We start from the raw sequence: 23,681 nt of genomic DNA on the forward strand, positions 1-23,681 counted from the left end.
TGCGCGTTCATTTCGCCAGCACCCAGACAATGCTCCAACAATTTCTGCATGACTTCGGCTACTTTGCCCTTTTTCTCGGCACGTTCTTCGAAGGCGAAACCATCCTGGTGCTCGCGGGCTTCCTCGCGTTTCGCGGATACATGGACATCAACCTGGTCGTCGTCGTGGCGTTCTTCGGCAGTTACGCCGGTGATCAGCTGTGGTACTTCCTGGGGCGCAAGCACGGCCGCAAATTACTGGCGCGCAAACCGCGCTGGCAGATGATGGGCGACCGCGCGCTGGAACATATCCGCAAGCACCCGGACATCTGGGTCCTGAGCTTCCGCTTTGTCTATGGTTTGCGCACGGTGATGCCGGTAGCGATCGGCCTGTCGGGTTATCCGCCGGGACGCTACCTGCTGCTGAACGGGATTGGCGCCGCGATCTGGGCCAGCGCCCTGGCAGCGGCGGCCTATCACTTCGGTGCGGTGCTTGAGGGCTTGCTGGGCAGCGTCAAGAAGTACGAGCTATGGGTGCTCGGCGCCCTGCTGGTATTGGGCCTGATACTGTGGCTGCGCCGGCGCTTCAAGAATGCTCGCCTGGCGAAGAAGATCTACGCCGACGAGCAGGCCCTGAAGGCCGAACAAGCGCGGATCAGCGAACCTAAGACGCCAGTCGAGTAAAACGGTCTCTGCAGCAGTAGAGACCGATCCCGCTGAGCAGGCTGTAACTGAACAGCCCGACCCAGCCCGCCGCGCTGGCCGGCCACAGCCCGACCATTGGCGCCAGCCACACCAGCGGCAGGTTCGACGCCAGCCGCAAAAGCTCCAGCTTCAACGTCCACGGACGATTCTCCAGGGCCACGCCCAACGTAAACAAACCCAGCGCCACCGCACTCCAGCCGAGCACCAGCGCGGCGGTCGGCAGACTCGGCTCCAGGTTCATCAAGTAGCTGCCCAAGGCGATGTAGACGCAAAACTGCAACGCCACATACAACTGCTGACGTCCGTCCAATGGCACTTCGAATTTGCGGAACTGGCTCAGATCGGGCTTGCTCATCGGGTAGTTGGCCGCCACGTCCGCCGGGCGCCAACCGGTGCGCATGAACCAGATGCGCAGCTTGTCCCACTTGCTCTGCGCCCGCTTCGCGTCATCCCACAATTGCGCATAGAACTGCACGTTGGCCCACAGCGGATTCCAGCTCGCCAGCGGCGTGGTCACGCCGAATATCACCGGTTCGTTGTCATCCTCTTCCTGGAACGAGCCAAATAGACGGTCCCAAATAATGAACACCCCACCGTAGTTGCGATCCATGTAGAGAGCGTTCTGCGCATGGTGGGCCCGATGATTGGATGGCGTGACGAAGAACCACTCGAACCAGCCGAGCTTGGGAATGTGTTTGGTGTGCACCCAGAATTGATACAGCAGGTTCAACGCCGCCACGCTGACAAACACCAGCAGCGGCACGCCGAGCACCGCCATGGGCAGGTAGAAAATCCAGCTCAACAGAAACCCGGTGCTGGTCTGACGCAGGGCCGTGGAGAGGTTGTAGTCCTCGCTCTGGTGATGCACCGAATGCGCGGCCCAGAGGATGTTGCGCTCGTGGCCCATGCGGTGCAGCCAGTAGTAGCAGAAGTCGTAGAGCACGAAGGCAAACACCCAGACCCAGACGCTGTCGCCCGAGAGCTTGAACAACGCCAGATGCTCGAGGGCAAACGCATACGTCAGCAGCCCCACACCCTTGGTCAACAGGCCCGTGGTGGTGGACAACACGCCGGTACTGATGCTGTTGATCGCGTCGGCCAGCCGATAATTGCGCACCCCGCGCCAACGATCGGCCAGCAGTTCGACAGCAATCAGCACGAAGAAAAACGGCACCGCATACAGAATGAAATTCATGACGCGACCTGATGGCAATGGTGATGACTAATCCTAGGCCTCGCCGCGAATTAACCCTATGGCAACCCGCGACAAATTAGTGGACATTTAGCGCCATGAACCTGGAGAAAAGCCCATGAGCAAAAAAATTGCAGTGATCCTTTCCGGCTGTGGCGTGTACGACGGCGCCGAGATCCACGAAAGCGTGATTACCTTGCTGCGCCTGGACCAGCGCGGTGCCCAGGTGCAGTGCTTTGCACCGAACATTGCGCAGTTGCATGTGATCAACCACCTGACCGGCGAAGAAATGCCCGAGTCACGCAACGTTCTGGTGGAATCGGCGCGCATCGCCCGGGGCAACATCAAGGATCTGCGCGAGGCCAGCGTCGAAGACTTCGATGCGCTGATCGTGCCGGGCGGTTTTGGCGCAGCCAAGAACCTTTCCAACTTCGCGGTCGAAGGCGCCGGCTGCACGGTGCAACCGGAAGTCCTGGCGTTGGCCGAGGCCTTTGCCGAAGCGGGGAAACCGGTGGGGCTGATCTGCATCTCGCCGGCACTGGCGGCGAAAATCTACGGCCCGGGCGTGACCTGCACCATCGGTAACGATGCCGAGACGGCGGCAGCCATGAACAAAATGGGCGCCACCCATGCCGATTGCGCGGTGGGGGATATTGTTGAGGACAAGGCGCGCAAGTTGGTGAGTACACCGGCGTATATGCTGGCCCAGACGATCAGCGAGGCGGCTTCGGGGATTAATAAGCTGGTGGATCGCGTTCTCGAACTGACCCACGAAAACGACGCCTGACCTGGCTCACTGAAAGGCTTGATCGTTCCCACGCTCTGCGTGGGAATGCCTCAACGGACGCTCCGCGTTCGGCTCTAGATGGGACGCGGAGCGTCCCGGGCTGCATTCCCACGCGGAGCGTGGGAACGATCATTGTGCCCGGGTCAGCCGAGTGAGGATCCGGTCCAGCGCATTGGCAAACGCCTGCTTCTCCCGCTCGCCAAATGGCGCGGGCCCGCCGCTCATCTGACCTTGCTCGCGTAAATCGGTAAACAGGTTCCGCACCGCCAACCGATCCCCCATGTTCTGCGCATCAAATTCTTTGCCCCGCGGGTCGAGCGCCGAAACGCCCTTCTTCACCAAACGATCCGCCAGGGGCACATCGCTGCAAATCACCAGCTCGCCGGGCACTGCGTGTTCCACCAGGTAATCGTCGGCCGCATCCGGGCCGCTGGGCACCACGATCAGCTTCACCAAGGCCAGGCCTGGTTTGATCTGTGGCTGACCGGCCACCAGCACCACTTCGAACTGGCGCTTGAGTGCAAACTTCACCACCAGATCCTTGGCCGCCCGTGGGCAGGCGTCGGCGTCGATCCAGACACGCATTGTGTTTCCTCTTAAAAGCATCGCGGGCAAGCCTTGCTCCTACAGGTTATACGCAACCGGCGCATGAATCCCGTAGGAGCGAGGCTTGCCCGCGAATGGGGGCGACGCGGACTTAAGACGTTTGCACCCGCCGCTTCTCGACCATGCGACTGCGGCTATACAGCACGACAATCGCAATGATCGCCACCGCCTGCGCACTCAGCGAATACGCATCGGCATGGATCCCCAGCCAGTCGAAGTCAAAGAACGGCACCGGCCGGGTGCCGAAGATCCCGGCTTCCTGCAACGCCTTCACGCCATGCCCGGCGAACACCACCGACAACGCGCACAGCAACCCGGCGTTGATCCCGAAGAACAGCGCCAGCGGCAATTTCGCCGAACCGCGCAGGATCACCCAGGCCAGCCCCACCAACAGCACCAGCGCCGTGGCGCCACCCGCCAATACCGCGTTATGCCCGGCGGGACCGGCCTGCAACCACAGGGTTTCGTAGAACAGGATCACTTCGAACAGTTCGCGGTACACCGAGAAGAACGCCAGGATCGCAAAACCGAATCGCCCGCCGCCGCCCACCAGGCTGCTCTTGATGTAATCCTGCCAGGCCGCCGCATGGCGACGGTCGTGCATCCACACGCCAAGCCATAGCACCATGACGCTGGCAAACAGCGCGGTGCAGCCTTCCAGCAATTCACGCTGGGCACCGCTGACATCAATCACATACGCCGCCAGCGCCCAGGTCGCCAAACCGGCCACCAGCGCCAAACCCCAACCGACGTTGACGCTGCGCACCGCCGATTGCTGGCCGGTGTTGCGCAGGAACGCGAGGATCGCCGCCAGCACCAGAATCGCTTCCAGACCTTCGCGCAGCAGAATCAACAGGCCGGAGATGTAGCTCAGGGACCAGCTCAAACCATCGCTGCCCAACAGGCCGGCGGATTCCTTCAGCTTGGACTTGGCGGCGTCCAGGCGCTGCTCAACCTGGGCCACCGGCAAGCCGTCCTGCAATGACTGACGGTAGGCCATCAGGGATTTTTCGGTGTCTTTGCGCACGTTGGCGTCGACGTTATCCAGGGAGCTTTCGACCAGTTCGAAGCCTTCCAGGTACGCCGCCACCGACAGGTCGTAGGCCTGATCGTGTTCGCCGGCACGGTAAGCGGCGATGCTCTTGTCCAGAGTGGCTGCGGTGTAGTCCAGCAATTGCCCCGGGCCGCGCTTGACCTGCGGCGGCTGCGCCCGTTGTGCGCGGAACGTCGCCACAGCTTGCGGGCCTTCAGCGGCCAGTACTTCGGCTGGCGTCTGACGGGCCAGGTCGGCAATGTTGTAGGTCTTTTCGGATTTCGCTGCAGCCGGATCGGCGCTGAAGCCCGCGATATAGGTCGCCAGGTCCCAGCGCTGACGATCATCCAGTTGATCGGCGAAGGACGGCATGTCGGTGCCTTCGACGCCTTGGCCCAGGGTGTTGTAGATCCCGTAGAGGCTCAGGCGATCCAGTCGCGCCGCATCGCGCAGATTGGCCGGTGGCGGCGTCATGCCCACGCCGGCCGGGCCATCGCCGGCGCCCGCATCACCGTGGCACACCGAGCATTGCTGGGCATACAGCGGCGCACCGCGAGTCGGGTCTGGAGTAATGACCGGAGCCTGGCTGACTTCATAGGCCACCGCCAGTTTCGCACCGAGTTGGCGGGCCTGACGGACGACATCAGCGCCATCCTTGCGTGCCGCGATTGCCGCGCCCAGGCTGCTGACACCCTGCTCCAGTTCGGCCTGCTCAGGCTTGGCCGGCAATTCAGCGATCAAACCTTTCAGAACACCGAGGAATTCCTGCTGTTCACGGTATTCAGACTCATCAATAACCTTGCCGCCCTCGACCGTCGCCGGGTAATCCGCGCCAATGTAGTCAAGCAAATGCAGCGCTTTAGGCGCGCCTTCGGCGGTGTCAGCCAGCGCATTGAGGCTGCAGAACGCAATCACCGGCAGCACTAGCCACGCCAGAAAACGGGAAGAGGCAGTCATGAATGAATCTCAAAGGGAAATACGAAGTAACACATTGTTCACTTCCAATGACTTTCACTCAAGCTTTGTTGGTATTTCCTGCATGGCTGCGTATAAATTCAGCGGCGAATCGCCCTCTCTTCGCGATATCCGTTCAGGGAAGAATCATCGTCCATGCGCCCACCCCTGTTTTTCTCGCTGCTGCTCAGCCTTATCCTGCAGATGAGTGGATGTGCCGCGTACCGCAATTACGATCAGGAAATGCAACAGACTAACGACCAGCTCTTGGTGGGCAACCTCCAAGGGGCGCTGGACCTGGTGGAATTGCACAATCCCTGGGATGACAAGGATCTGCTCTATTACTTCGAGAAGGGCGCCATCCTCAGTGTCGCCAGCATGCTGCCGCAGAGCCAGAAGGCTTGGCGCAGCGCCGACCAGATGGTGTTCCAGCGCGAAGAAGCGGTGCCCTCCGGCGCCATGAAACTGCTCACCCGTTTCGGCAGCGAAATGGGCACGATGCTGGTGAACGACAAACTGCGTCGCTACGAAGGCTACGACTACGAAAAAGTCATGTTGACCACGCAAATGGCCCTCAACCAATTGGCGGCGAATGACTTCGATGGCGCCCGCGCCGACATCAAGAAAACCCACGAACGCGAAGCGCTGATTGCCCGCCAACGCGAGAAACAGTACGAAGAACTCGAGGAGCAGGCCAAGGCCCAGGGCATTTCGGTGCACTACAAGGATCTGCAGGGTTATCCGGTGACCACCCTCGATGCGCCCGCCGTCATCGAACTGAAGAACGGCTACCAGAGCGCCTTCAGTCATTACCTGGCAGGCTTCACCTACGAAGCCCTCGGCGAACGGGATCTCGCCGCGCCGGGTTATCGCCAGGCCATCGAACTGCGCCCGAACCTGGCGTTTCTCGAGCAGGCGCTGCGCAATCTCGACAAACCGCTGGCAAAAGCCGATGAGAGTGATGTGCTGATCATCGTCCAAAGCGGTCTGGCGCCGGCACGCAGTTCGGTGCGCGTGCCGATTCCGGTGCAGCTCAACGAAAATCTGGTGATCGTTGCGCCGATTTCTTTCCCGGTAATGATTCCGGACACCATCACGCCCACGTTCGACCACATCATCGTCGATGGTCGCAAACGGCCGCTGACCGCACTTAACAGCGTCACCGACATGGCTTTGCGCACCTTGCGTGACGACATGCCTGCCATCATTTCGCGAGCGATGTTCCGCGCCAACATGGCGGCGATCATCCAAGCCCAGGAAAACCAACGCAACCCGGCCAAGGCCTCGTTGGTGGTCACCGCCGAAGACCCGTTCGAGGAGGCTGATACCCGCGTATGGCGCACCCTGCCGGACAAAACCCTGGTCGCGCGTCTGCGGCTGAAAAAAGGTGATCACCTGTTTACCGCCCCGAACGCGCCCGGCACCGCGCCGGTGACCATCCGTATCGACCACGACTTTCAAGTGATCAACCTGCGCACCCTGAACACCGTGGCCTTCGTCGTCGGCAAGACGTCCGTGCAGTCCTGGCCGGCGCCGGTATCAAGCCAGAAATAAGTAGTGGCACGTTGTGAAAAAATGTAATTAAAAAGCCATTACATAGCCAGCATCCGAGCTTATAATGCCGCGCCCCTGCCTAGGCGGTACGGCATTTAAGCTCCTCTTTATGAGGAATTGGCAGGACGCCAGTCTCCTGCCGATAGGTCCCAACAGCCCGACCAGCAAGCGCGGCTGCTTCTACTCAGGGAAGAAGTACCCCCTATGGCCTCTCGCGCCCTTACCTCGATCGCACTCAGCGCGGTCACTTTACTCTCCGGCTGTTCCGCCTTTCGCAACTACGACTCCGAACTCGCGCAAACCAACCAGCAACTGGCCGCCGGCAACGTCGATGCCGCGTTGACCCTGCTGGAAAAGAACAACACCGGCCCGGACAAAGACCTGCTTTATTACTTCGAGAAGGGTGAACTGCTGCGCGCCAAGGGCGACCTGTCCGGCAGCCAGAACGCCTGGACCAGCGCCGATCAGGTGGTGGGCAAGTGGGAAGACTCGGTCAAGCTCGATACCGACAAGTACCTGGCACAGTTCGGCAGCTTCCTGGTCAACGACAAAGTCCGTCGCTACGAAGGTTATGACTATGAAAAAGTCATGCTGACCACGCAGATGGCGCTGAACCTGTTGGCAGTGAACGACTTCGACGGCGCGCGCATGTCGATCAAGAAGACCCACGAGCGTGAGGCGGTAATCGCCGATCTGCGGGACAAGGAATACCTCAAGAGCGAAGACGAGGCCGAGAAAGAAGGCATCAAGACCCAGTACAAAGACCTGCAGGGTTACCCGGTCGCCAGCCTCGACGCACCGGACGTGGTCAGCCTGAAAAACAGCTACCAGAGTGCGTTCAGCCATTACCTGGCCGGTTTCGTCTACGAAGCCCTGGGTGAAAAAGACCTCGCTGCGCCGGGTTATCGCAAGGCCGCCGAACTGCGCCCGAACACGCCGCTGCTGGAACAGGCACTGGTCAACCTCGACAAACCGGCCAAGACTGACGACAGCGACATTCTGATTGTGGTGCAAAGCGGCCTGGCGCCGTCCCGGGATTCGATCCGCATTCCGTTGCCTTTGCCGATCAGCAACCAGCTCGTAATCACCCCGCTGTCGTTCCCGATCATCAAGCCCGACACCTCCACCGCCCCCTTCGCCCAGATCGGCGTGGACGGTCAGCAGTTGAACCTGACCCAGCTCAACAGCACCACCGCCATGTCCCGCCGCGCGCTGCGTGACGACATGCCGGGCATCATCCTGCGCACCACCGTGCGCGCCGTGACCAAAGGCGTGGCCCAGAAGAAGATCAACGAAACCAACCCGCTGGCCGGTCTGGCGGTGGGTATTTCTTCAGCTGTGCTCGAAGGTGCCGATACCCGTACATGGCGCACCCTGCCGGACAACACCCAAGTGGTGCGTCTGCGCTTGAAGAAAGGCGAACACCAAGTCACCCTGCCGAGCGCCGTGGGCGGTTCGGTGGTCAAGGTGACGGTGGATCAGCGTTATCAGGTCATCACCTTGCGCGCCGTGGGTAGTCAGGTATTCGCCAGCGGCCTGGCCGCACACGTGATCACCAGTGCCAACCCGACCGCCGTGGCCAGCTTCAAACAACCTTAAGAACGGAGTCTTTGCATGCGCTTCAAACTCATCGCTGTTGTCGCCCTGGCCTTGCTGGCCGGGTGCGCCACCCCGCCACCACCGGAGCCGGGCAGCGCCGCCAGTAAAGTCGTGGCCATGGGCAAGCTCAAGAACATCGTGGTCGGCGCCATGCGCGTCGCCCGGGAAAACGGCTTCCAGACGGTCAATGTGCAGTTGAGCAATACCAGCTTCAACAACAAGACCTTCTACTACCGTTTTGCCTGGCTCGGCCCTGAGGGCTTCCCGGTCGCGGAAGAGGAAACCTGGAAAAGCCAAATGATGTACGGCGAACAGACCAGTTTCATCCAGGCCATCGCGCCGACCGCCAAAGCCGTGGATTTCCGTCTCGAAATCAAGACACCTTAAGCCCGACACCCTATTTCAGTTCTAGAGAGCATTCCCATGTTTGCACGCTTTTCGTTTATCGCCGTCATCGCCCTCCTGGCCAGCGGTTGCGCCAACACTTCGCCGACCCTGGGCAGCAAGAACATCAGCTACGGTGACACCAAGGCTGTGGAAACCGTGACCAACGAGTTCGGTTCCACCGACCTGCAGATGATCGCCGAGTCCATGACCCGCTCCTTGGCCCAGTCCGGCATCCTGCAGAATCGCCCGGTGGTTCAGGTCTACGACGTGAAGAACAAGACCAGCGAGTACATCGATACCCGCGAAATCACCACCAGCATCAAGACCCAGCTGATGAAGACCGGCACCGCCCGCTTCGCCAGCGACAACACCGCGATGCAGAGCCAGGTTGACCAGCTCAAGCTGCAAAACCAGAGCGGCCTGTACAAGAAAGCCACGGTGGCCAAGACCGGCAACATGATCGCCGCCAAGTATCGTCTTGAAGGTTCGATCAGCTCGATCGTCAAACGCAGCAGCGACTACAAGGACGTCTTCTACAAATTCAGCCTGCAACTGATCGACGTCGAAAGCGGTCTGGCCGAGTGGATGGACGAAAAAGAGATTCGCAAAACCACGGAGCGTTAATCGATGCGCACATGGATTGGCATGATGGCCCTGGCTTGCGCGTTCAGCGTGCAAGCGGCCCCGAAAGTTGCAGTCACGGATCTGGCGTATCAGGAGCGGGTGGAGCAATACATCCACACCATTTCGGCCCAGAGCAATCACCGTGAGGGTTACTACAGCGCCAGCGGTTCTTCGAGCTACAACGAGTACGAAGCCACGACCAGCTACATCGAACAGACCGAACTGCGCAAATTCACCGGCGACATCAAGGGTGAAATCCTGCGCACCGGCATGTTCCAACTGGTCCAGGGCACGCCTTACACGGCTGCGTCCAAGGGTGACATCTACGATGTGATCAAGCGGATCAAGGCCGGTAACTTCAAGGGCGCGGACTATGTGCTGTTCGGCACCGTGTCGGACATCGACTTCACCCAGGACATCAACGAGCTGGCCAACACCGACAGTTATTCAGCGGTGCTGGCGTTGACCCTGGTGGCGGATTTCAGTCTGATCAACACCAAGACCTACGAAATCACCTCGGCCTTCACGGCGATGGGTGAAGGCCAGGACACCAAATTGGTGAACAACCGGGACATCAAAATCTCGCTGAACCGCCCACGGGTGGTGCGCGATGTGTCCAAGGCCTTGGGCGAGGACGTGGCCGGGCAACTGAGCCAACAACTGGGTGGGCCTAGCTATGAACAGCCTCGCGAGCCGGCTCAACGCAACAATCTGCCGCGCGATACTGCACCGGTAATTTTGCGCTGAGTCTGACGCTGATCGTTCCCACGCTCTGCGTGGGAATGCAGCCCGGGACGCTCCGCGTCCCAAAATGCCGAACGCGGAGCGTCCGTTGAGGCATTCCCACGCGGAGCGTGGGAACGATAAGGCGACCTGAAAAGGTCGCCTTTTTTGTGCCCGGCAGTTTTACACCACCGCTTTGCGCAACGTCGCCATGAACGCCGCAGCGCCAATGAACAACCCGGCAAACGTGCGGTTCATGCGTTTTTGCTGTTGGGGCGTACGCAACATCCGCAACACTTTGGCCGCCAGCCCGGTGTAACCGGCCATGACGATCAGATCGACGCAGACCATGGTGACGCCGATGATCAGGTATTGAGCCAGCAGCGGCGCGTGGGGATCAATGAACTGCGGCAGCACCGCCAGCATGAACACCAGTGCCTTCGGGTTGCTGATGTTCACCAGGAAACCCCGGAACATCAGGGCCAGCGGCTTGCCAATCTGCCGCACTGCCGTGTCGTCGCTCATGTCGCTGGGCAGTGCACGCCACTGCTTGACCGCGAGGTAAACCAGGTATGCCACGCCGAACCATTTGATCGCATAAAAAGCCGTCGCCGATGCCGTGAGAATCGCGCCAACCCCCGCGCCGACAATCGCAATCTGCACCGCCAGGCCCAGTTGCAGGCCCAGGGCGTTCCAGTAGCCACGCCAGAAACCGTAACGCAGACCGCTGGACATCGACGCAATCGCGCCGGCACCGGGAGACAAACTGATCACCCAGCAGGCGGCAAAAAACGCCAGCCATGTTTGAAGCACCATCGCACACCTCGACTCAGACTCGTGACAGACGTCTAAGCTAATGCGGCTTTGGGACAAACGCCATGATTTTCTAGACCAACACCAGTGCTTCCAGCTTCTGCAACCACTGATTGAAATGGGGACATTTTTCACGCATGGCATCTAGCCCTATCTCACAAGCAATCAGTGGCCCATGAAAGGTTTTCTGATAGCCAGGCATCGCAGCTTCTATGCGTTTAGACGGCGCGGTGCGAGGACTATTATTAATATCTTCAGGAGTCGCATATGGAGCCGCAGCCGCCTTCAGCCTTACGAGTGTTGCAGGATCGTCGGTCCACTCCCCGAACCTATCCACCCCTGCAAAAAGGAGAGCCTCAAATTCATGCACCATCAAATTGGGTATGAAATTGCGCTCAGCAATATCAATCGCCAATTGTGCCTCCAGGAAGTCAGCCTTTTCGTGCCCTGTACCAGCGATGGGGAAAGCTGGCAAATCGATGCCCGGAAAATCATTGGGCAGCGCATAAAGATCAAACATCGTAGTCACGTGAGCGGCGTGATGCTCCCGACATAATCGGGTTAACTGGGATTTGACCTTGCCGTAGCTCACTACGCCACCTTTGTATCCTGGCCGGGTACTTACAATAATGGGCGTGAGAAACACACCCTGGCTTGCATAGTGGGGTGTCAGTAGCTCACCGACGAAAGCTTCTTCAGTTTGGCCCTCAACGAGCAGAACGATTCGGCTCATCGGCTAGGCCTCCCGCCTAATACATTCTTCTTCCAAAGTTCTCCTAAACTGAACTCGCCCAGCCACTTGGCCAGAGGCGTGGAATCCAAACGTTTAAATGTGGAGGTGCCACCCACCTTATCCACCACAATAAGATCTTCGGCATCAAACTGATCAACAAGCTCAACTGACTGTGTTGAAAGGATCAGTTGATGCTTCTGCGAAACCGACTTCATCAATCCGCCAAGCGCGACGATAGCAAAGGGATGCAACCCCAGTTCTGGCTCATCGATAAGAATTGCCGAAGGCATAAACTCTTCGGGTTGAAGCAAGACCGTAGCAAGGCAAATAAACCGCAGAGTACCGTCTGATAAGGCTGCGGCAGTAAAAGGAACATCGTGTCCCGCCTCAGTCCACTCAAGCTGGATTTTTTCCTTGTTATCGACCGTTGCACGCAGATGGAAGTCGCCAAAAAATGGGGCCACCATCTGAATCGCCTTTACGATGCGTTTGTAGTGAGTTTCATGATGATTTTTCAAACGATACAAAAACGCTGCCAGATTACGAGCGTCGTCGCGCAGGTATTCATTGTCGTTGATGCCATGGATTTGTTTGACCAATGCACTGGCACCCGTATCGTGGAAATGATAGATGCGCCAACTGCGAATGGCAGGTACAACATGTTTGTAAATTAGCGTTTTAGTCTTCTGCTCTGCAGCGTACGACTCAAAATGACCTGACTTGGCGCGCCAATCACCGCTTTGGTTCCACCAGAGCGCCTCATGAGCAAACATCATTCGATTGTCTAAAGTGGGCTTAAGCTTGAATTTGTAGCCGTTATTACCGAAGTAGAGTTCAGCACAAAGTTCTTCAGTTTTCTTACGACCAAAATGAAGCAAGGCGTCAGGGCCTCCAGCGGCTCCGACTGAGAGCTGTAATTGCTCGTCCAATATGCGATTGATCAGGCGGAAAAAGCCGATGAAATTTGACTTGCCTGCACCGTTTGCGCCGATAAGGACATTGAGCTTCCCCAACTCGATGTCACATTCGGCAATCGATTTGTAGCCGCGCAGGGTCAGCCTCGATAGCTGATCCGAATCGTCAACTTTCTTAACCATCTGAGTCTCCCGATAGCGGTTCATTTCGACTGACGAAACGTACCAGTTCAAATTCAACAAACAGTAGCAAATGTCCGGTGCCTGCCCTGCACTCTATGCAGCAACGGGCCTAGCGATGCCAACTAGAACACATCACTGCCACCGTCGAACCGAGCGCTGGAAGAACAGGCTGTTCGGCACTTGCACCATGGCGCTGCCAGTCCCCGCCTCTTCGGCTTCGATCAACGTGGTAAACAGCAGATTGATCGCCACCACCCGGCCTTTGACGCCAGGCTTGTCGAGGGTGTCCACCAACTCGACTACGTCACCGATGCGGAACGGGCCGACGGTGAAGATCAGGATCGCGCACAGCAGGTTGGAGAGTACGCTCCACATGGCGAAGAACGCCACCGCGGCCACCGCCACGAACCCGGACAACGCGGTCCAGAGCACCGTGGCCGAAACGCCAAGGCGTTCCAGCACGAAGATCAATGCGCTGCCCATGATCAGCCAACGCAGACCACCGCGCAGCGGCATCAGCAGTTGCGGCGGGAACGGGTAGCGCTCGCCCAGGCGCGTCAGGCCTTTGGCGACGAAGCGCTGGGCGAAGTAACCGGCCAGCAGGATCAGCAGGATTTGCACAACAAGCCAGATCGGCTCGACCCACACTGCCGGCAGCGACAATTTGAAGGCGTCCATCAGGACAGCGCCTCCAACTCCGCCTGCATGCTTTCCAGCAGTTCCAGGGCTTCCATCCAGGACTCTTCCAGTTCGGCTTCACGGACCTTCAGCTTGGCCTGTTCGGCCAGCAGATCACGCAATTCGTTCTTGCGCATCGGTTCGTAGATATCGCTGTCGCCGAGGCTGGCGTCGATCTTTGCCAGTTTCTCGTGCAGCTTGCCCAGCTCGGTTTCGAGCTTGTCGGCTTCACGCTTGTGCGGTGCCAGTTGCTGACGCAACGCAGAAGCGGCCTGACGCTGGGCCTTTTTGTCGGTCTTGTCCGGGTTCACCGGGGTGTTGCTGACCGGCGCATTGCGCTGGCGATAGTCCACCAGCCAGCGGGTGTAGTCTTCCAGGTCGCCGTCGAACTCTTCGACCTTGCCATCCGCCACCAGGTAGAAATTGTCGGTGGTGCTTTTGAGCAAATGGCGATCGTGGGAGACCACCAGGACCGCACCGCTGAACTCCTGCAAGGCCATGGTCAGCGCCAGGCGCATTTCCAGGTCCAGGTGGTTGGTCGGTTCGTCGAGCAACAGCAGGTTCGGCCGGCCCCAGGCAATCAACGCCAGCGCCAGCCGAGCTTTTTCACCACCGGAGAAATTCAGCACCGGCTCATCGATGCGCGCACCGCGGAAGTCGAAACCGCCGAGGAAGTCGCGCAAGGTCTGTTCGCGCTCGGTTGGCGCCAGGCGCTGCATGTGCAGCAATGGGCTGGCCTTGGAGTCGAGGGAATCCAGCTGATGCTGGGCGAAGTAGCCGACCACGGTGTTCTCGCCACGGGTCAGGCGACCGGACAACGGCGAAAGTTCACCGGCAAGGTTTTTGATCAGGGTCGATTTACCCGCGCCGTTGGGGCCAAGCAAACCGATGCGCGCGCCAGGTGTCAGTTGCAGCTTGACCTTCTCCAGCACGGCGCGCTCGCCGTAACCCAGGCGAGCGTCGGAGATATCAATCAACGGGCTGGAGATTTTGTGCGATTCGCGGAACACGAAGTCGAACGGCGAATCGACGTGGGCGGCGGACAGCTCTTCCATCCGCTCCAGCGCCTTGATCCGGCTCTGGGCCTGACGGGCCTTGGTGGCCTGGGCCTTGAAGCGGGCGATGTAGCTTTCCATGTGCGCACGTTGCGCCTGCTGCTTCTCGTAGGCTTGCTGTTGCTGGGCCAGACGTTCGGCACGGGCGCGTTCGAAGGCGCTGTAGCCGCCGCGATACAGGGTGATCTTGCGCTGATCGACGTGGGCGACGTGATCGACCACGGCATCGAGGAAGTCCCGGTCGTGGGAAATCAGCATCAACGTGCCGGGATAGCTCTTGAGCCATTCTTCCAGCCAGATGATGGCGTCGAGGTCCAAGTGGTTGGTCGGTTCGTCGAGCAGCAGCAGGTCCGAAGGACACATCAATGCCTGCGCCAGGTTCAGACGCATCCGCCAGCCACCGGAGAAATCTCCGACCTGACGATCCATCTGATCGTTGGTGAACCCAAGGCCGGCCAGCAGCTTGCGCGCCCGGGCGTCGGCGGTGTAGCCGTCGGCGCTGTCGAGTTCGGCGTGCAGGCGGGCCTGAGCAGCACCGTCATGCGCCGCTTCGGCTGCGGCGAGGTCACGTTGCACCTCTCGCAGGCGCAGGTCGCCATCGAGCACGTAGTCGACCGCGATGCGATCGAGGGTGTCGATCTCCTGGCGCATGTGGGCGATGCGCCAGTCCGCCGGCAAGAAGCAATCACCCGAGTCCGGGTGCAGATCGCCCAGGAGCAAGGCGAACAGGCTCGATTTGCCGGCGCCGTTGGCACCGATGAGGCCAGCTTTGTGGCCGGCGTGCAGGGTCAGCTCGGCGTCTTCTAGCAGACGTTGCGGGCCACGCTGTAAAGTCAGGTTCTGAATTCGGATCATAATGGCGGCGGAGTCTATCAGCTTCGCTCGCAACTGGCGCGAGTAGCACTATGTCTGCTGACCTGTGGAGCTTTTCCCTGAACACGTACGCCCGTCCCGGCGTTGAAGGCCTGTGCCTGCAATTGCAGTCGGCGGGGGCGAATGTCTGCCTTTTGCTGTGTGGGCTGTGGCTGGAACGACGGGGCGTGGACTGCACCGAACAACGGTTGCAGGCGCTTTTTGAAGTGGCCGGGCCTTGGGAGGTGAATGTCGTGCAGCCTTTGCGAGCATTGCGTACGCAATGGAAAGCCGCTGCTGCGCTCGACGTCGAACTCAAGGCATTACGCGAGCAAGTCAAAAACCTGGAGCTGGAATCGGAACGGCATCTGCTGTTGCAACTGGAGCGCACGGCCCAGAGTTGGCCGCAAGGAGAGACGACCGAGCGATTGGCCTGGCTGGAAGGTGTGGCGGCAGGCGCCGCCAACCTGGACCGCGACGCGCTGCATCAGCTGCGCGTCGCGGTAACCGGCACTTAGGAAGCGCTGGTTGGGGTGGTGGCAGTGCTCGACGCGGCAGCCGGGGTTGGCGCAGCGGTCGCTGTCGAGGTGGTAGCGGCTGGAGCAGGCGATGCTGCCGGAGCCGGGGTGGCTGGCTTGGCGACTGGCGCGGTAGCCGGTTTAGCGGCAACTGGTTTTTTCACCGCTGGTTTTGCAGCAGGTTTGGCCGCAGCAGGTTTAGCGACTGGCTTGGCAGCCGGTTTGGCGGCAACTGGTTTTGCAGCAGCTGGCTTGGCGGCCGGTTTAGCGGCAGCTGGTTTTGCAGCGGCCGGTTTGGCAGCAGCGGGTTTGGCAGCTGGTTTAGCGGCTGCGGTTTTAGCAGCAGGTTTTGCTGCTGGTTTTGCTGCTGGCTTGGCTGCTGGTTTCGCAGCGGCTTTTGCAGCTACTGGCTTCGCGGCTGGCTTGGTAGCCGGTTTCGCTGCTGCAGTTCTGGCAGCTGGTTTAGCAGCCGGTTTTGCGGCTGGTTTTGCGGCCGCTTTTGCTGCAGGTTTAGCGGCTGCGGTTTTAGCTGCAGTCGGTTTGGCAGCAGCCGTTTTTGCAGCAGCAGTTTTTGCAGGAACTGGCTTGGCGGCGGCTGGCTTGGCAGCCGTCGTTCTGGCAGCTGGTTTCGCAGCGCTGGCAGCCACTGGTTTTTTCGCTGCAGGTTTTGCTGCGGCTTTTGCCGGCGCTTTAGCGGCCGGTTTGGCAGCAGGCTTGGCGGCTGCTTTTGCAGCAACCGGTTTGGCAGCGGCTTTCTTGGCAGGTGCCGCAGCAGGCTTGGCCGAACGCAGGGACAACGCCTTGCTGACAGCCTCTTGTACGCGACCGACGCCCTGGGCCAATTTCAGGCTTTCTTGAGCATCGCGCTTGAGTTGCAGAATGTAGCTGCGAGTCTCGGACTGACGATCCTTGAGGGCATCGAGCAAGTCTTCGAGTTGCTTCACTCCGTCCTTCGCCTTGGCTTGTGCCTTGGCTTTGCCGGCCGCCGCAGCGTCCTGCAATTTGGTACGGGATTTGTGCAGTTTTTCTTGCGCTTTTCCGCGCTGCTTTTCCAGTTTGGCGAGCAGTTTTTCAGCATCAGCCAAGGCTTGGGAACAAGCGGTTTCCAAATGCTCGAGCAGGCTGCCCGAGAGTTGTTGGAGTAAGTGCAACGGAGTATTTACAGGCTTCTTGGTGGCCGACATGGTTTACCTCCTGGCTGACGTGAATGCGGCTCATACTAGACCTCTGCTGACACCGCCGCTAGGCCATGTTGACAGTATCCAAAGCGTTGCGTTGCAACGAATTGAAAATGTTCTGCACCAAGGCAAAAGCAGTTCTGCGTTTTATCCATTCTCGCTGGCATAATCCACCGCATCTCAGGTCGGAGAGTGCCCATGTCGCGTTACCTTTTTTTATCCCTGCTGCTGTGTTTTTCCGCCGCTCAAGCGGTCGAAAAAACCGCTGCCGATGATGCTCACGATCTTGCTTACAGCCTGGGCGCAAGCCTCGGCGAACGCTTGCGCCAAGAGGTCCCGGACTTGCAACTTCAGGCGCTGGTCGAAGGTTTGCAGCAAGCGTATCAAGGCAAACCGCTGGCGTTGAAAGACGCGCAGATCGAACAGATCCTTGCCGACCACGAAGCCCAGGTCGCCTTGCAAACGCCACCGCCGCAAACCGAAGAAGCGCTGGAAAAAGAACAGCGATTTCTTACCCAGGAAAAAGCCCGACCCGGCGTTCGCGAATTGGATGATGGAATTTTGCTGACGGAGCTGGCCCCTGGCAACGGTGCCAAGGCAGGACCGAATGGCAAGGTTCAGGTGTTGTACATCGGTCGCCTGCCCGACGGCACGGTGTTCGATCAGAACAGCCAACCGCAGTGGTTCAGTCTCGACAGTGTGATCACTGGCTGGCGCACCGCGCTGCAAAACATGCCAGTGGGTGCGAAGTGGCGTCTGGTGATTCCATCGGCCCAAGCCTATGGTGCCGACGGTGCCGGCGACTTGATCGCGCCGTTCACGCCGCTGGTGTTCGAAGTGGAATTGCGTGGCGCCACCAGCTGAATCGCGGAAACGAAAAACGGCGCGCATAGCGCACCGTTTCGTAGGTCTTGCAGAGGAGAGGTTCAGGCCTGAACCGAATCCTCTTCCTTGTGAGCCGTGTGCAGCACTTCGATCAGGCAATCTTCCAGCTCGAAGCGTTCATGCAACAGACCACCCAGCTCCTTGAATTTTTCTGCCACGCACTTGCCTTCATCGCACAAGTCGTTGAACGCGAGCAGCTTCTCGGTGATGACGTCGATGCGCGGATAGATTGTCTCGGCCAGCTCCAGGCCGCGGGTATCACCGAAGGCCTTGGCTTCGCCCGTGAGCTGTTCGTAGATCTCGAAATGCCCCGCCGATACGTAGTCGACCAGCACGCCGCAGAATTCCTGCAACGGCTTTCGGTTCTCGCCGAGAGCCTCAGGCTCTGCGCCGAGAGCATCATAGGCCCGAACCAGTTCGTGACGCTCCTGCAACCAGCGGTCGATCAGCAGATGCACTCCACCCCAGCGTTCCTGAGCATTCTGACAACTTTCGAGCATGGTGATCTCTCTTCCCTTGTGGGTCATGCTGCTCTACACCTGCCGCACTCTTGGAGGTCAAGAATCGGCCAGGCAGAGCGTCATCGAGCAACATAATTCCAATGACACGTGCGGGCCAGATTATGCCCGCACGACAATGGCTTCAAGGTACGCAGGAGATAAAGTTCATACAAGTGTTTAATCGCCTGCCATAGCCCGGTGCGACGACTCGCCGCTGGGCGGTCCCTGACAGGCGATCCAGACATGGCGCAGCAACTGATAAATCCCCAGGATCAGCATCGCGACGAAGAACAGCAGACTCCATTCCGGAATGCTCAGGTCAAACAGCGTCCATGAGATCTCGGCGCAGTCGGCGGTGCCTTTGAACAGCCTTGTCACGGCGCAGGCCCAAGGCATGTTGCCGAACAGGCCATCCAGATTGGGCGAACAGCCCGACAGAGGCAGTTGCGGGTCGCTCTGCAACAGCACCTGTCGCCACGCTGCGACTGTCCCGCCCAGGCTGGCGGACAAACCCAGCAGCCAATAGACGAAAGAACCGAACCGCCGCGGGCCATGCACCGAAGCCGCCAGGCAAACAACCATGAGCAGCGCCAGGCACGCGCGCTGCAACAAACACAACCCGCAAGGTTTGAGCCCGACCACATATTCCAGGTAATAGGAAACGCCCAAGACCAGGGCACCTGCGGTGAAAGCCATGAAAAACAAGGAACGTGAGCAGGCCAAAGACATGGCAAATCCGTAACAGTAGAGACAGGCGGTTACGGTAGAGGAAAGCGCGCCAGCCTTTCAAGGCAGGCCACCACGGACACTTCACCAGAGGTGTAGGGAATTCCCGACAGAAGCGAGAGGATTCGATGTAGTCCCTTGTAGGACTATGCCGACGGCGAACTACCTGAGGTAAACGCGAGGGGCAGTGATACGAATTTTGTGGCCAGGGAACTTGCCCTAAAACCAATTAGATACGGCGCCAAACCTGTGGGAGCGAGCTTGCTCGCGATAGCGGATCAACAGACGACACACATGTTGAATGTAAGATTGCTATCGCGAGCAAGTTCGCTCCCACAAGGTTGCGGGGATCAGGCCCGAACCGGCACTGGCAAGGGTGCCGCTAACAGACGCTCGTCCAGCAGACCAAGTCCTTCCTGGAACAACTGGTTACTGCGTTCGGTATCGCCCAGTTGCGCCAATAACCTGGCCAGCTCCGCACAAGCTTCCGGGTTGCGCTGCAAGCGCAGGCTGCTTTCCAGATAATCCCGGGCCTTGCCCCACAGGCTGCTTTGCAGGCAGAGGCGACCCAGGGTCAGCAACAGACTCGGATCAGCCGGGTGATCCTTGAGCCAACCCTCGGCGGTCTGCAACTGCCGCGCCGGATCGCTGCCGCGCACCAACCCGTAGAGACGCGCCAGATGACTGTCGTACTTGCGCTTGAGCGCTGCACGCAGAATCTCTTCGGCTTCGACCTGCGCCCCCAGTTGCCGCAGTTGCTCGGCGTAGGCCAGCACCAATTGCGGTTCCTGACGCTGAGCATTGCTGAGCTGTTGCCAGGCGCCGGTGAGCGATTGCAACCCGACCGTCCCGTCTTCTTCGCGGTGCGCCGCCAGGCTGAGATTTTCGCCCCAGGCGCGACGCTCCAGTTCAAGCAACTCCGCCGGGGGCAGAACCTTGTCCTTGCGCAGTTCCGGCAGCAGGCGAATCACCGCCGACCAGTCGCCCCGCTGCTGATGCAGGCGCTGCAACTGACGCAAGGTCTGCACGTTATGCGGATGACGCTCGTGCATGGCTTCCAGGGTCGCCAGGGCGCCGTCAGTATCGCCGCGATCGGTTTGCAACTGCGCATGACTCAAGGCAATCGCCAACTCGGCCTGGGGCTGACGATCAAGGGCGCGCTCCAGCAGCTTGTCGCACTCCTCGTAGTGACCTTGTTCGTTGGCAGCGCGGGCCGCGCCGAGGTAGTACAGCAGCGGCTGGCGCTCGGCCTCAGCGGCCCGATGCAGATGGCGCTGGGCGCTGGCCCAGCGGCCCTCGGCCAAATCCAGCTGACCATGCTCGATCGCCACTTGCACCCGGCGACTGCGATTGCGCCGGGACCATGGATTGACCACGCCGCCGGAGGTCGTCACCAATTCGATCAACGCCTTGATGCCCCAGAACACCAGCCACAGCACCGCCACCAACGCCAAGGTCGCCCACAGGCTCGACTCGTAGCGGAAGCTTTTGTAGGCGATCAGCACGTAGCCGGAATGCTCGGCAATCGCCAGCCCCAGCACCCCGGCGGCAGCGATGACCAGGAACAGGATCACATAGAGGCGTTTCATGGTGTGGCCTCCTGCGCGGTGTTCGCGGCAGGTTTGGCCAATGGCTTGATCGAGTCCTCGGCACTGACATTGCGCCGTTCCAGATACGCCTGCACTGCACTCAACGTGCCGGTCAGGTCCGGTGTGATGACGGTGACCGGTTGCGTAGTCAGATCGGCAACCTGTTCAAGCATCACTTTGCTCTGCGGATTGTCCGGGTTGAAGTTGCCCTTGAGCACATCCCGCGCTTCGGTCAGCGCCTGGGTATACACCGAGGCCTGACCATTGAGCGCGGCCCACTGCGCCTGCTCCAGCGCCAGGCTCAGGGCCAGGCGCACCTGACTCAGGCTTTGCCCGGCCAACAATGGGCGGACATTCTTGTCGGCATTGAAGTCGATGCGGATGTAGCGCGAGACTTGATCCCACCATTGCGCCCAACGACTGGCGCCATCGCCATCGGCGGTCAGGCCCAGCAGGGATTCGCCACGGTCCTTGTACTCCGGCGCCAGCTCGGTGAGGTTGATCACCTGATCGCGCAAAGCGCCGAGCTTCAGGAACAAACCTGTGCGGTCCGGCTGCTCGGTGCTGCGCAAGGCCAGCAGGGTCTTGGCCACTTGCTCGCGGGCGGCGAAGGCGCCGGGGTCGTTCTGTTCGCGCAGAATCTCGTCGGCGCCCTGCACCAGGGCCTGGGCGCTGCTGATGTCTTGCAACGCGGAAAGACGCAGGCTGGCCAGACGCAACAGATGCTCGGCCTCGGCCAGACGCCAGTCCTTGCGGCTGGCGCCGAGGACGGTTTCCAGTTTCTGATTCAAGCGTTGCTGATCGCCCTGCAACTGCGTCACCAGACGACGGCGGTCTTCCAGCTCATCGGCGGCGGGCAATTGCTCGAGGCGCGCGGTCAGGCGTTGATCATTGAGCTTGAGGCTCTGGGCCTGATCGTTCAGCGCCTGGACTTCGCTCAACTGCTGCTGGGTGTTGGCTTGCAGGTGGCGCACTTGCCACACTCCCCAGCCGCCGACGGCAACCCCGGCGGCGCCCAGCAACAGGGCGACGATTGCGAGTCCATTGCCTCTGCGCTGCACCGCGGCAGGTGGTGGAGTTTCAACAGGTGCATCGAGCACCGGCTGCACGTCATCTTTAGGCAAGACTGTTTCGCTCACGTATCCATCCTTTGCATTAGAGAACGGGTACGGGTTGCTCCCGTAACGCCGTCAGCAAAGCCGTGGCACTCGCGCCACGACAATCCACAACTGTTTGAGCCCCGGCGGCACGTGCCAGCTCGGCGACCCTTGGGCTTGGAACAAACAACGGCAACTGCGCCAACCGTGGCCAGGCATCGCCGGCCAACTGGTGCAGGTGCTCGAAACCCTGTCCACTGCTGACCACCAGCCCGTTCAAGCGTTCCGCCTGGATCCGGTCCGGCAGCTCAGCCGTCGCATAATGTGGCAAGCCGCGACGGTATAACTCCAGATACTCGACACTAGCACCAAGCTCACGCAAACGCTCAGCCAGCAACTCGCGGCCACCCTCCCCGCGCATGATCAACACCCGAGGATCGGGCCGGGCGATAGCCTCGCGCAGTACGGGAAGATCAAGCAAGGCTTCGCTGTCATCGCCATCGACCGGGAAGCTCACATCGAGCCCCGCCTCTTCAAGGACTTGCGCGGTGGCGGCGCCGACGCTGAACCACTTCAGGCGCGGTGGCTGCGACCACTGCTGGCTGAGCAGTTCGATGCCCAACCGGGCCGCCGGTTTGCTCACCACAATCACCGCACAAAACCGATCCAGATCCCGGATCACTTTGCGCATTGTGTCAGAGGCAGCAATCGGCTCTATCTCCAAAAGCGGCAGACAACTGCTGAAAATCCCGCTCTCGGCCAACACGCTGCTCAGCGCCGCCGACTCATCCGCGGGGCGCGTCAGCAGCAGTCGCCAGCCAGTCACTCGTGACCTGCCTCGCCGTAAACCGCTTTCAGGATGTCGCCGGCGCCCTGGTTCAGCAGGTCTTCGGCGACCTGCACGCCCAGGGATTCGGCCTCACTGCGCGGCGCCCGGGCCTCGGCGTTGAGTAACAGGCCACCGCTCGGATCGCCCACCAAACCACGCAACCAGATCTGCTCGCCCTCAAGCACGGCGTAGCAGGCGATCGGCACTTGGCAGCCGCCATTCAGATGTTTGTTGAGAGCACGTTCAGCGGAGACACGGGTGGCGGTGTCCTGGTGATGCAGCGGCGCCAGCAAGGCATGGATTTCGCTGTCGACACTGCGGCATTCGATCCCGACCGCGCCTTGGCCACCGGCCGGCAGGCTGTCGTCGACGCTGATGGCCGAGGTGATGCGGTCTTCGAAGCCCAGGCGAATCAAACCCGCTGCGGCGAGGATGATGGCGTCGTATTCGCCGGCATCGAGCTTGGCCAGGCGCGTGTTGACGTTGCCGCGCAGGAAACGGATTTCCAGGTCCGGGCGACGGGTCAGCAACTGGGCCTGACGGCGCAGGCTGGACGTGCCGACGATGCTGCCTTGAGGCAACTCATCCAGGCTGGCGTAGGTATTGGAAACGAAGGCGTCGCGCGGATCTTCGCGCTCGCAGATGCAGAACAGACCGAGGCCTTCAGGGAAGTCCATCGGCACGTCTTTCATCGAGTGCACGGCGATGTCGGCTTGGTTTTCCAGCAGCGCGGTTTCCAGTTCCTTGACGAACAGGCCCTTGCCGCCGATTTTCGACAGCGGCGAGTCGAGCAGCTTGTCGCCGCGACTGACCATGGGCACCAGCGTTACCAGCAAGCCCGGATGGGCTTCTTCCAGGCGAGTTTTGACGTATTCGGCCTGCCAGAGGGCCAACGCACTTTTACGGGTGGCGATGCGGATTTCGCGAGAGGACATGGATCAATCCGTACTGAATAGATACGGCGGATAATAACAGCTCAGCCAAATCCA

24 protein-coding genes are annotated in these 23,681 nt (G+C 60.0%); 9 read left to right on the plus strand and 15 right to left on the minus strand.

What is annotated here, in order from left to right:
• Positions 1-29 precede the first annotated feature (29 nt).
• Positions 30-662 (plus strand): DedA family protein, encoded by a 633-nt coding sequence (locus BK667_RS09715; protein ID WP_123509711.1) that lies wholly within the window; start codon positions 30-32, stop codon positions 660-662.
• Here the strand turns inward: BK667_RS09715 and BK667_RS09720 are convergent.
• Positions 643-1,878, minus strand: coding sequence for a sterol desaturase family protein (locus BK667_RS09720; protein ID WP_123597475.1), 1,236 nt, complete (start codon positions 1,876-1,878; stop codon positions 643-645). The two genes, BK667_RS09715 and BK667_RS09720, sit on opposite strands and share 20 nt — an antisense overlap.
• Before the next feature lie 115 nt (positions 1,879-1,993).
• Here BK667_RS09720 and elbB point away from each other — a divergent pair, with 115 nt between their 5' ends.
• The gene (gene elbB / locus BK667_RS09725) at positions 1,994-2,662 is read left to right on the plus strand and encodes an isoprenoid biosynthesis glyoxalase ElbB (protein ID WP_123597476.1); all 669 of its coding nucleotides are present in this window, start codon (positions 1,994-1,996) and stop codon (positions 2,660-2,662) included.
• Positions 2,663-2,791: 129 nt separating this feature from the next.
• Here elbB and BK667_RS09730 read toward each other — a convergent pair whose 3' ends face one another.
• Positions 2,792-3,247 (minus strand): YaiI/YqxD family protein, encoded by a 456-nt coding sequence (locus BK667_RS09730; protein WP_123509708.1) that lies wholly within the window; start codon positions 3,245-3,247, stop codon positions 2,792-2,794.
• Between the two features lie 112 nt (positions 3,248-3,359).
• Positions 3,360-5,258, minus strand: coding sequence for an FTR1 family protein (locus BK667_RS09735; protein ID WP_123509707.1), 1,899 nt, complete (start codon positions 5,256-5,258; stop codon positions 3,360-3,362).
• Positions 5,259-5,411: 153 nt separating this feature from the next.
• Between BK667_RS09735 and BK667_RS09740 the strand changes: the two genes are divergently transcribed.
• The 5 genes from BK667_RS09740 (at position 5,412) to BK667_RS09760 (ending at position 10,166) form a co-directional block, all read left to right on the plus strand.
• Entirely contained in the window at positions 5,412-6,809 is a 1,398-nt protein-coding gene (locus BK667_RS09740; RefSeq protein ID WP_123597477.1) for a COG3014 family protein, read from the plus strand.
• A 204-nt stretch (positions 6,810-7,013) separates the two neighbouring features.
• The gene (locus BK667_RS09745) at positions 7,014-8,408 is read left to right on the plus strand and encodes a COG3014 family protein (protein ID WP_123509705.1); all 1,395 of its coding nucleotides are present in this window, start codon (positions 7,014-7,016) and stop codon (positions 8,406-8,408) included.
• Positions 8,409-8,423: 15 nt separating this feature from the next.
• The gene (locus tag BK667_RS09750) at positions 8,424-8,795 is read left to right on the plus strand and encodes a YcfL family putative periplasmic lipoprotein (RefSeq protein WP_123403897.1); all 372 of its coding nucleotides are present in this window, start codon (positions 8,424-8,426) and stop codon (positions 8,793-8,795) included.
• 36 nt (positions 8,796-8,831) lie between these two features.
• Positions 8,832-9,419, plus strand: coding sequence for a penicillin-binding protein activator LpoB (gene lpoB, locus BK667_RS09755; RefSeq protein ID WP_123403895.1), 588 nt, complete (start codon positions 8,832-8,834; stop codon positions 9,417-9,419).
• 3 nt (positions 9,420-9,422) lie between these two features.
• Entirely contained in the window at positions 9,423-10,166 is a 744-nt protein-coding gene (locus BK667_RS09760; RefSeq protein WP_123597478.1) for a penicillin-binding protein activator LpoB, read from the plus strand.
• A 159-nt stretch (positions 10,167-10,325) separates the two neighbouring features.
• Here BK667_RS09760 and BK667_RS09765 read toward each other — a convergent pair whose 3' ends face one another.
• From BK667_RS09765 to BK667_RS09785, 5 genes are all read right to left on the minus strand, one after another.
• A complete protein-coding gene (locus BK667_RS09765) occupies positions 10,326-10,958 on the minus strand; it encodes a LysE family transporter (protein WP_123403890.1) in 633 nt (210 codons plus the stop codon).
• A gap of 70 nt (positions 10,959-11,028) precedes the next feature.
• On the minus strand, positions 11,029-11,688 hold the full coding sequence (locus BK667_RS09770) for a DUF4276 family protein (protein ID WP_123597479.1): 660 nt from the start codon (positions 11,686-11,688) through the stop codon (positions 11,029-11,031).
• Positions 11,685-12,785: an AAA family ATPase gene (locus tag BK667_RS09775; protein ID WP_123597480.1), complete on the minus strand. Its 1,101-nt coding sequence runs from the start codon at positions 12,783-12,785 to the stop codon at positions 11,685-11,687. The genes BK667_RS09770 and BK667_RS09775 overlap by 4 nt, the downstream gene beginning before the upstream one ends.
• A 132-nt stretch (positions 12,786-12,917) precedes the next feature.
• Complete coding sequence (locus BK667_RS09780; protein WP_123597481.1) at positions 12,918-13,463, minus strand: mechanosensitive ion channel family protein; 546 nt, start codon at positions 13,461-13,463, stop codon at positions 12,918-12,920.
• Positions 13,463-15,373, minus strand: coding sequence for an ATP-binding cassette domain-containing protein (locus BK667_RS09785; RefSeq protein WP_123597482.1), 1,911 nt, complete (start codon positions 15,371-15,373; stop codon positions 13,463-13,465). The genes BK667_RS09780 and BK667_RS09785 overlap by 1 nt, the downstream gene beginning before the upstream one ends.
• 50 nt (positions 15,374-15,423) lie before the next feature.
• On the opposite strand from BK667_RS09785, the gene BK667_RS09790 reads away from it, so the two are divergent.
• Positions 15,424-15,888: a TIGR02444 family protein gene (locus tag BK667_RS09790; RefSeq protein ID WP_123597483.1), complete on the plus strand. Its 465-nt coding sequence runs from the start codon at positions 15,424-15,426 to the stop codon at positions 15,886-15,888.
• Here BK667_RS09790 and BK667_RS09795 read toward each other — a convergent pair.
• On the minus strand, positions 15,885-17,072 hold the full coding sequence (locus BK667_RS09795; protein ID WP_123597484.1) for an AlgP family protein: 1,188 nt from the start codon (positions 17,070-17,072) through the stop codon (positions 15,885-15,887). The two genes, BK667_RS09790 and BK667_RS09795, sit on opposite strands and share 4 nt — an antisense overlap.
• 192 nt (positions 17,073-17,264) lie before the next feature.
• Between BK667_RS09795 and BK667_RS09800 the strand changes: the two genes are divergently transcribed.
• On the plus strand, positions 17,265-17,930 hold the full coding sequence (locus BK667_RS09800; protein WP_123597485.1) for an FKBP-type peptidyl-prolyl cis-trans isomerase: 666 nt from the start codon (positions 17,265-17,267) through the stop codon (positions 17,928-17,930).
• A gap of 62 nt (positions 17,931-17,992) precedes the next feature.
• On the opposite strand, the gene rsd is transcribed toward BK667_RS09800, so the two are convergent.
• The 6 genes from rsd to hemC all read right to left on the minus strand — a co-directional run bounded on the left by rsd (position 17,993) and on the right by hemC (position 23,627).
• Entirely contained in the window at positions 17,993-18,451 is a 459-nt protein-coding gene (rsd, locus tag BK667_RS09805) for a sigma D regulator (protein ID WP_123509698.1), read from the minus strand.
• Positions 18,452-18,628: 177 nt separating this feature from the next.
• The gene (locus BK667_RS09810; protein ID WP_123509697.1) at positions 18,629-19,180 is read right to left on the minus strand and encodes a disulfide bond formation protein B; all 552 of its coding nucleotides are present in this window, start codon (positions 19,178-19,180) and stop codon (positions 18,629-18,631) included.
• A gap of 347 nt (positions 19,181-19,527) precedes the next feature.
• Positions 19,528-20,766, minus strand: a complete 1,239-nt coding sequence (locus BK667_RS09820) for a heme biosynthesis protein HemY (RefSeq protein WP_123509696.1) — start codon at positions 20,764-20,766, stop codon at positions 19,528-19,530.
• Positions 20,763-21,905, minus strand: a complete 1,143-nt coding sequence (locus tag BK667_RS09825; protein WP_123597486.1) for a uroporphyrinogen-III C-methyltransferase — start codon at positions 21,903-21,905, stop codon at positions 20,763-20,765. The genes BK667_RS09820 and BK667_RS09825 overlap by 4 nt, the downstream gene beginning before the upstream one ends.
• A gap of 16 nt (positions 21,906-21,921) precedes the next feature.
• A complete protein-coding gene (locus BK667_RS09830) occupies positions 21,922-22,689 on the minus strand; it encodes a uroporphyrinogen-III synthase (protein WP_123597487.1) in 768 nt (255 codons plus the stop codon).
• On the minus strand, positions 22,686-23,627 hold the full coding sequence (gene hemC, locus BK667_RS09835; protein WP_123597488.1) for a hydroxymethylbilane synthase: 942 nt from the start codon (positions 23,625-23,627) through the stop codon (positions 22,686-22,688). The genes BK667_RS09830 and hemC overlap by 4 nt, the downstream gene beginning before the upstream one ends.
• Between the last annotated feature and the right edge of the window lie 54 nt (positions 23,628-23,681).

It is taken from the genome of Pseudomonas frederiksbergensis (assembly GCF_003732705.1).
Classification (GTDB): Bacteria; Pseudomonadota; Gammaproteobacteria; order Pseudomonadales; family Pseudomonadaceae; genus Aquipseudomonas; species Aquipseudomonas frederiksbergensis_F.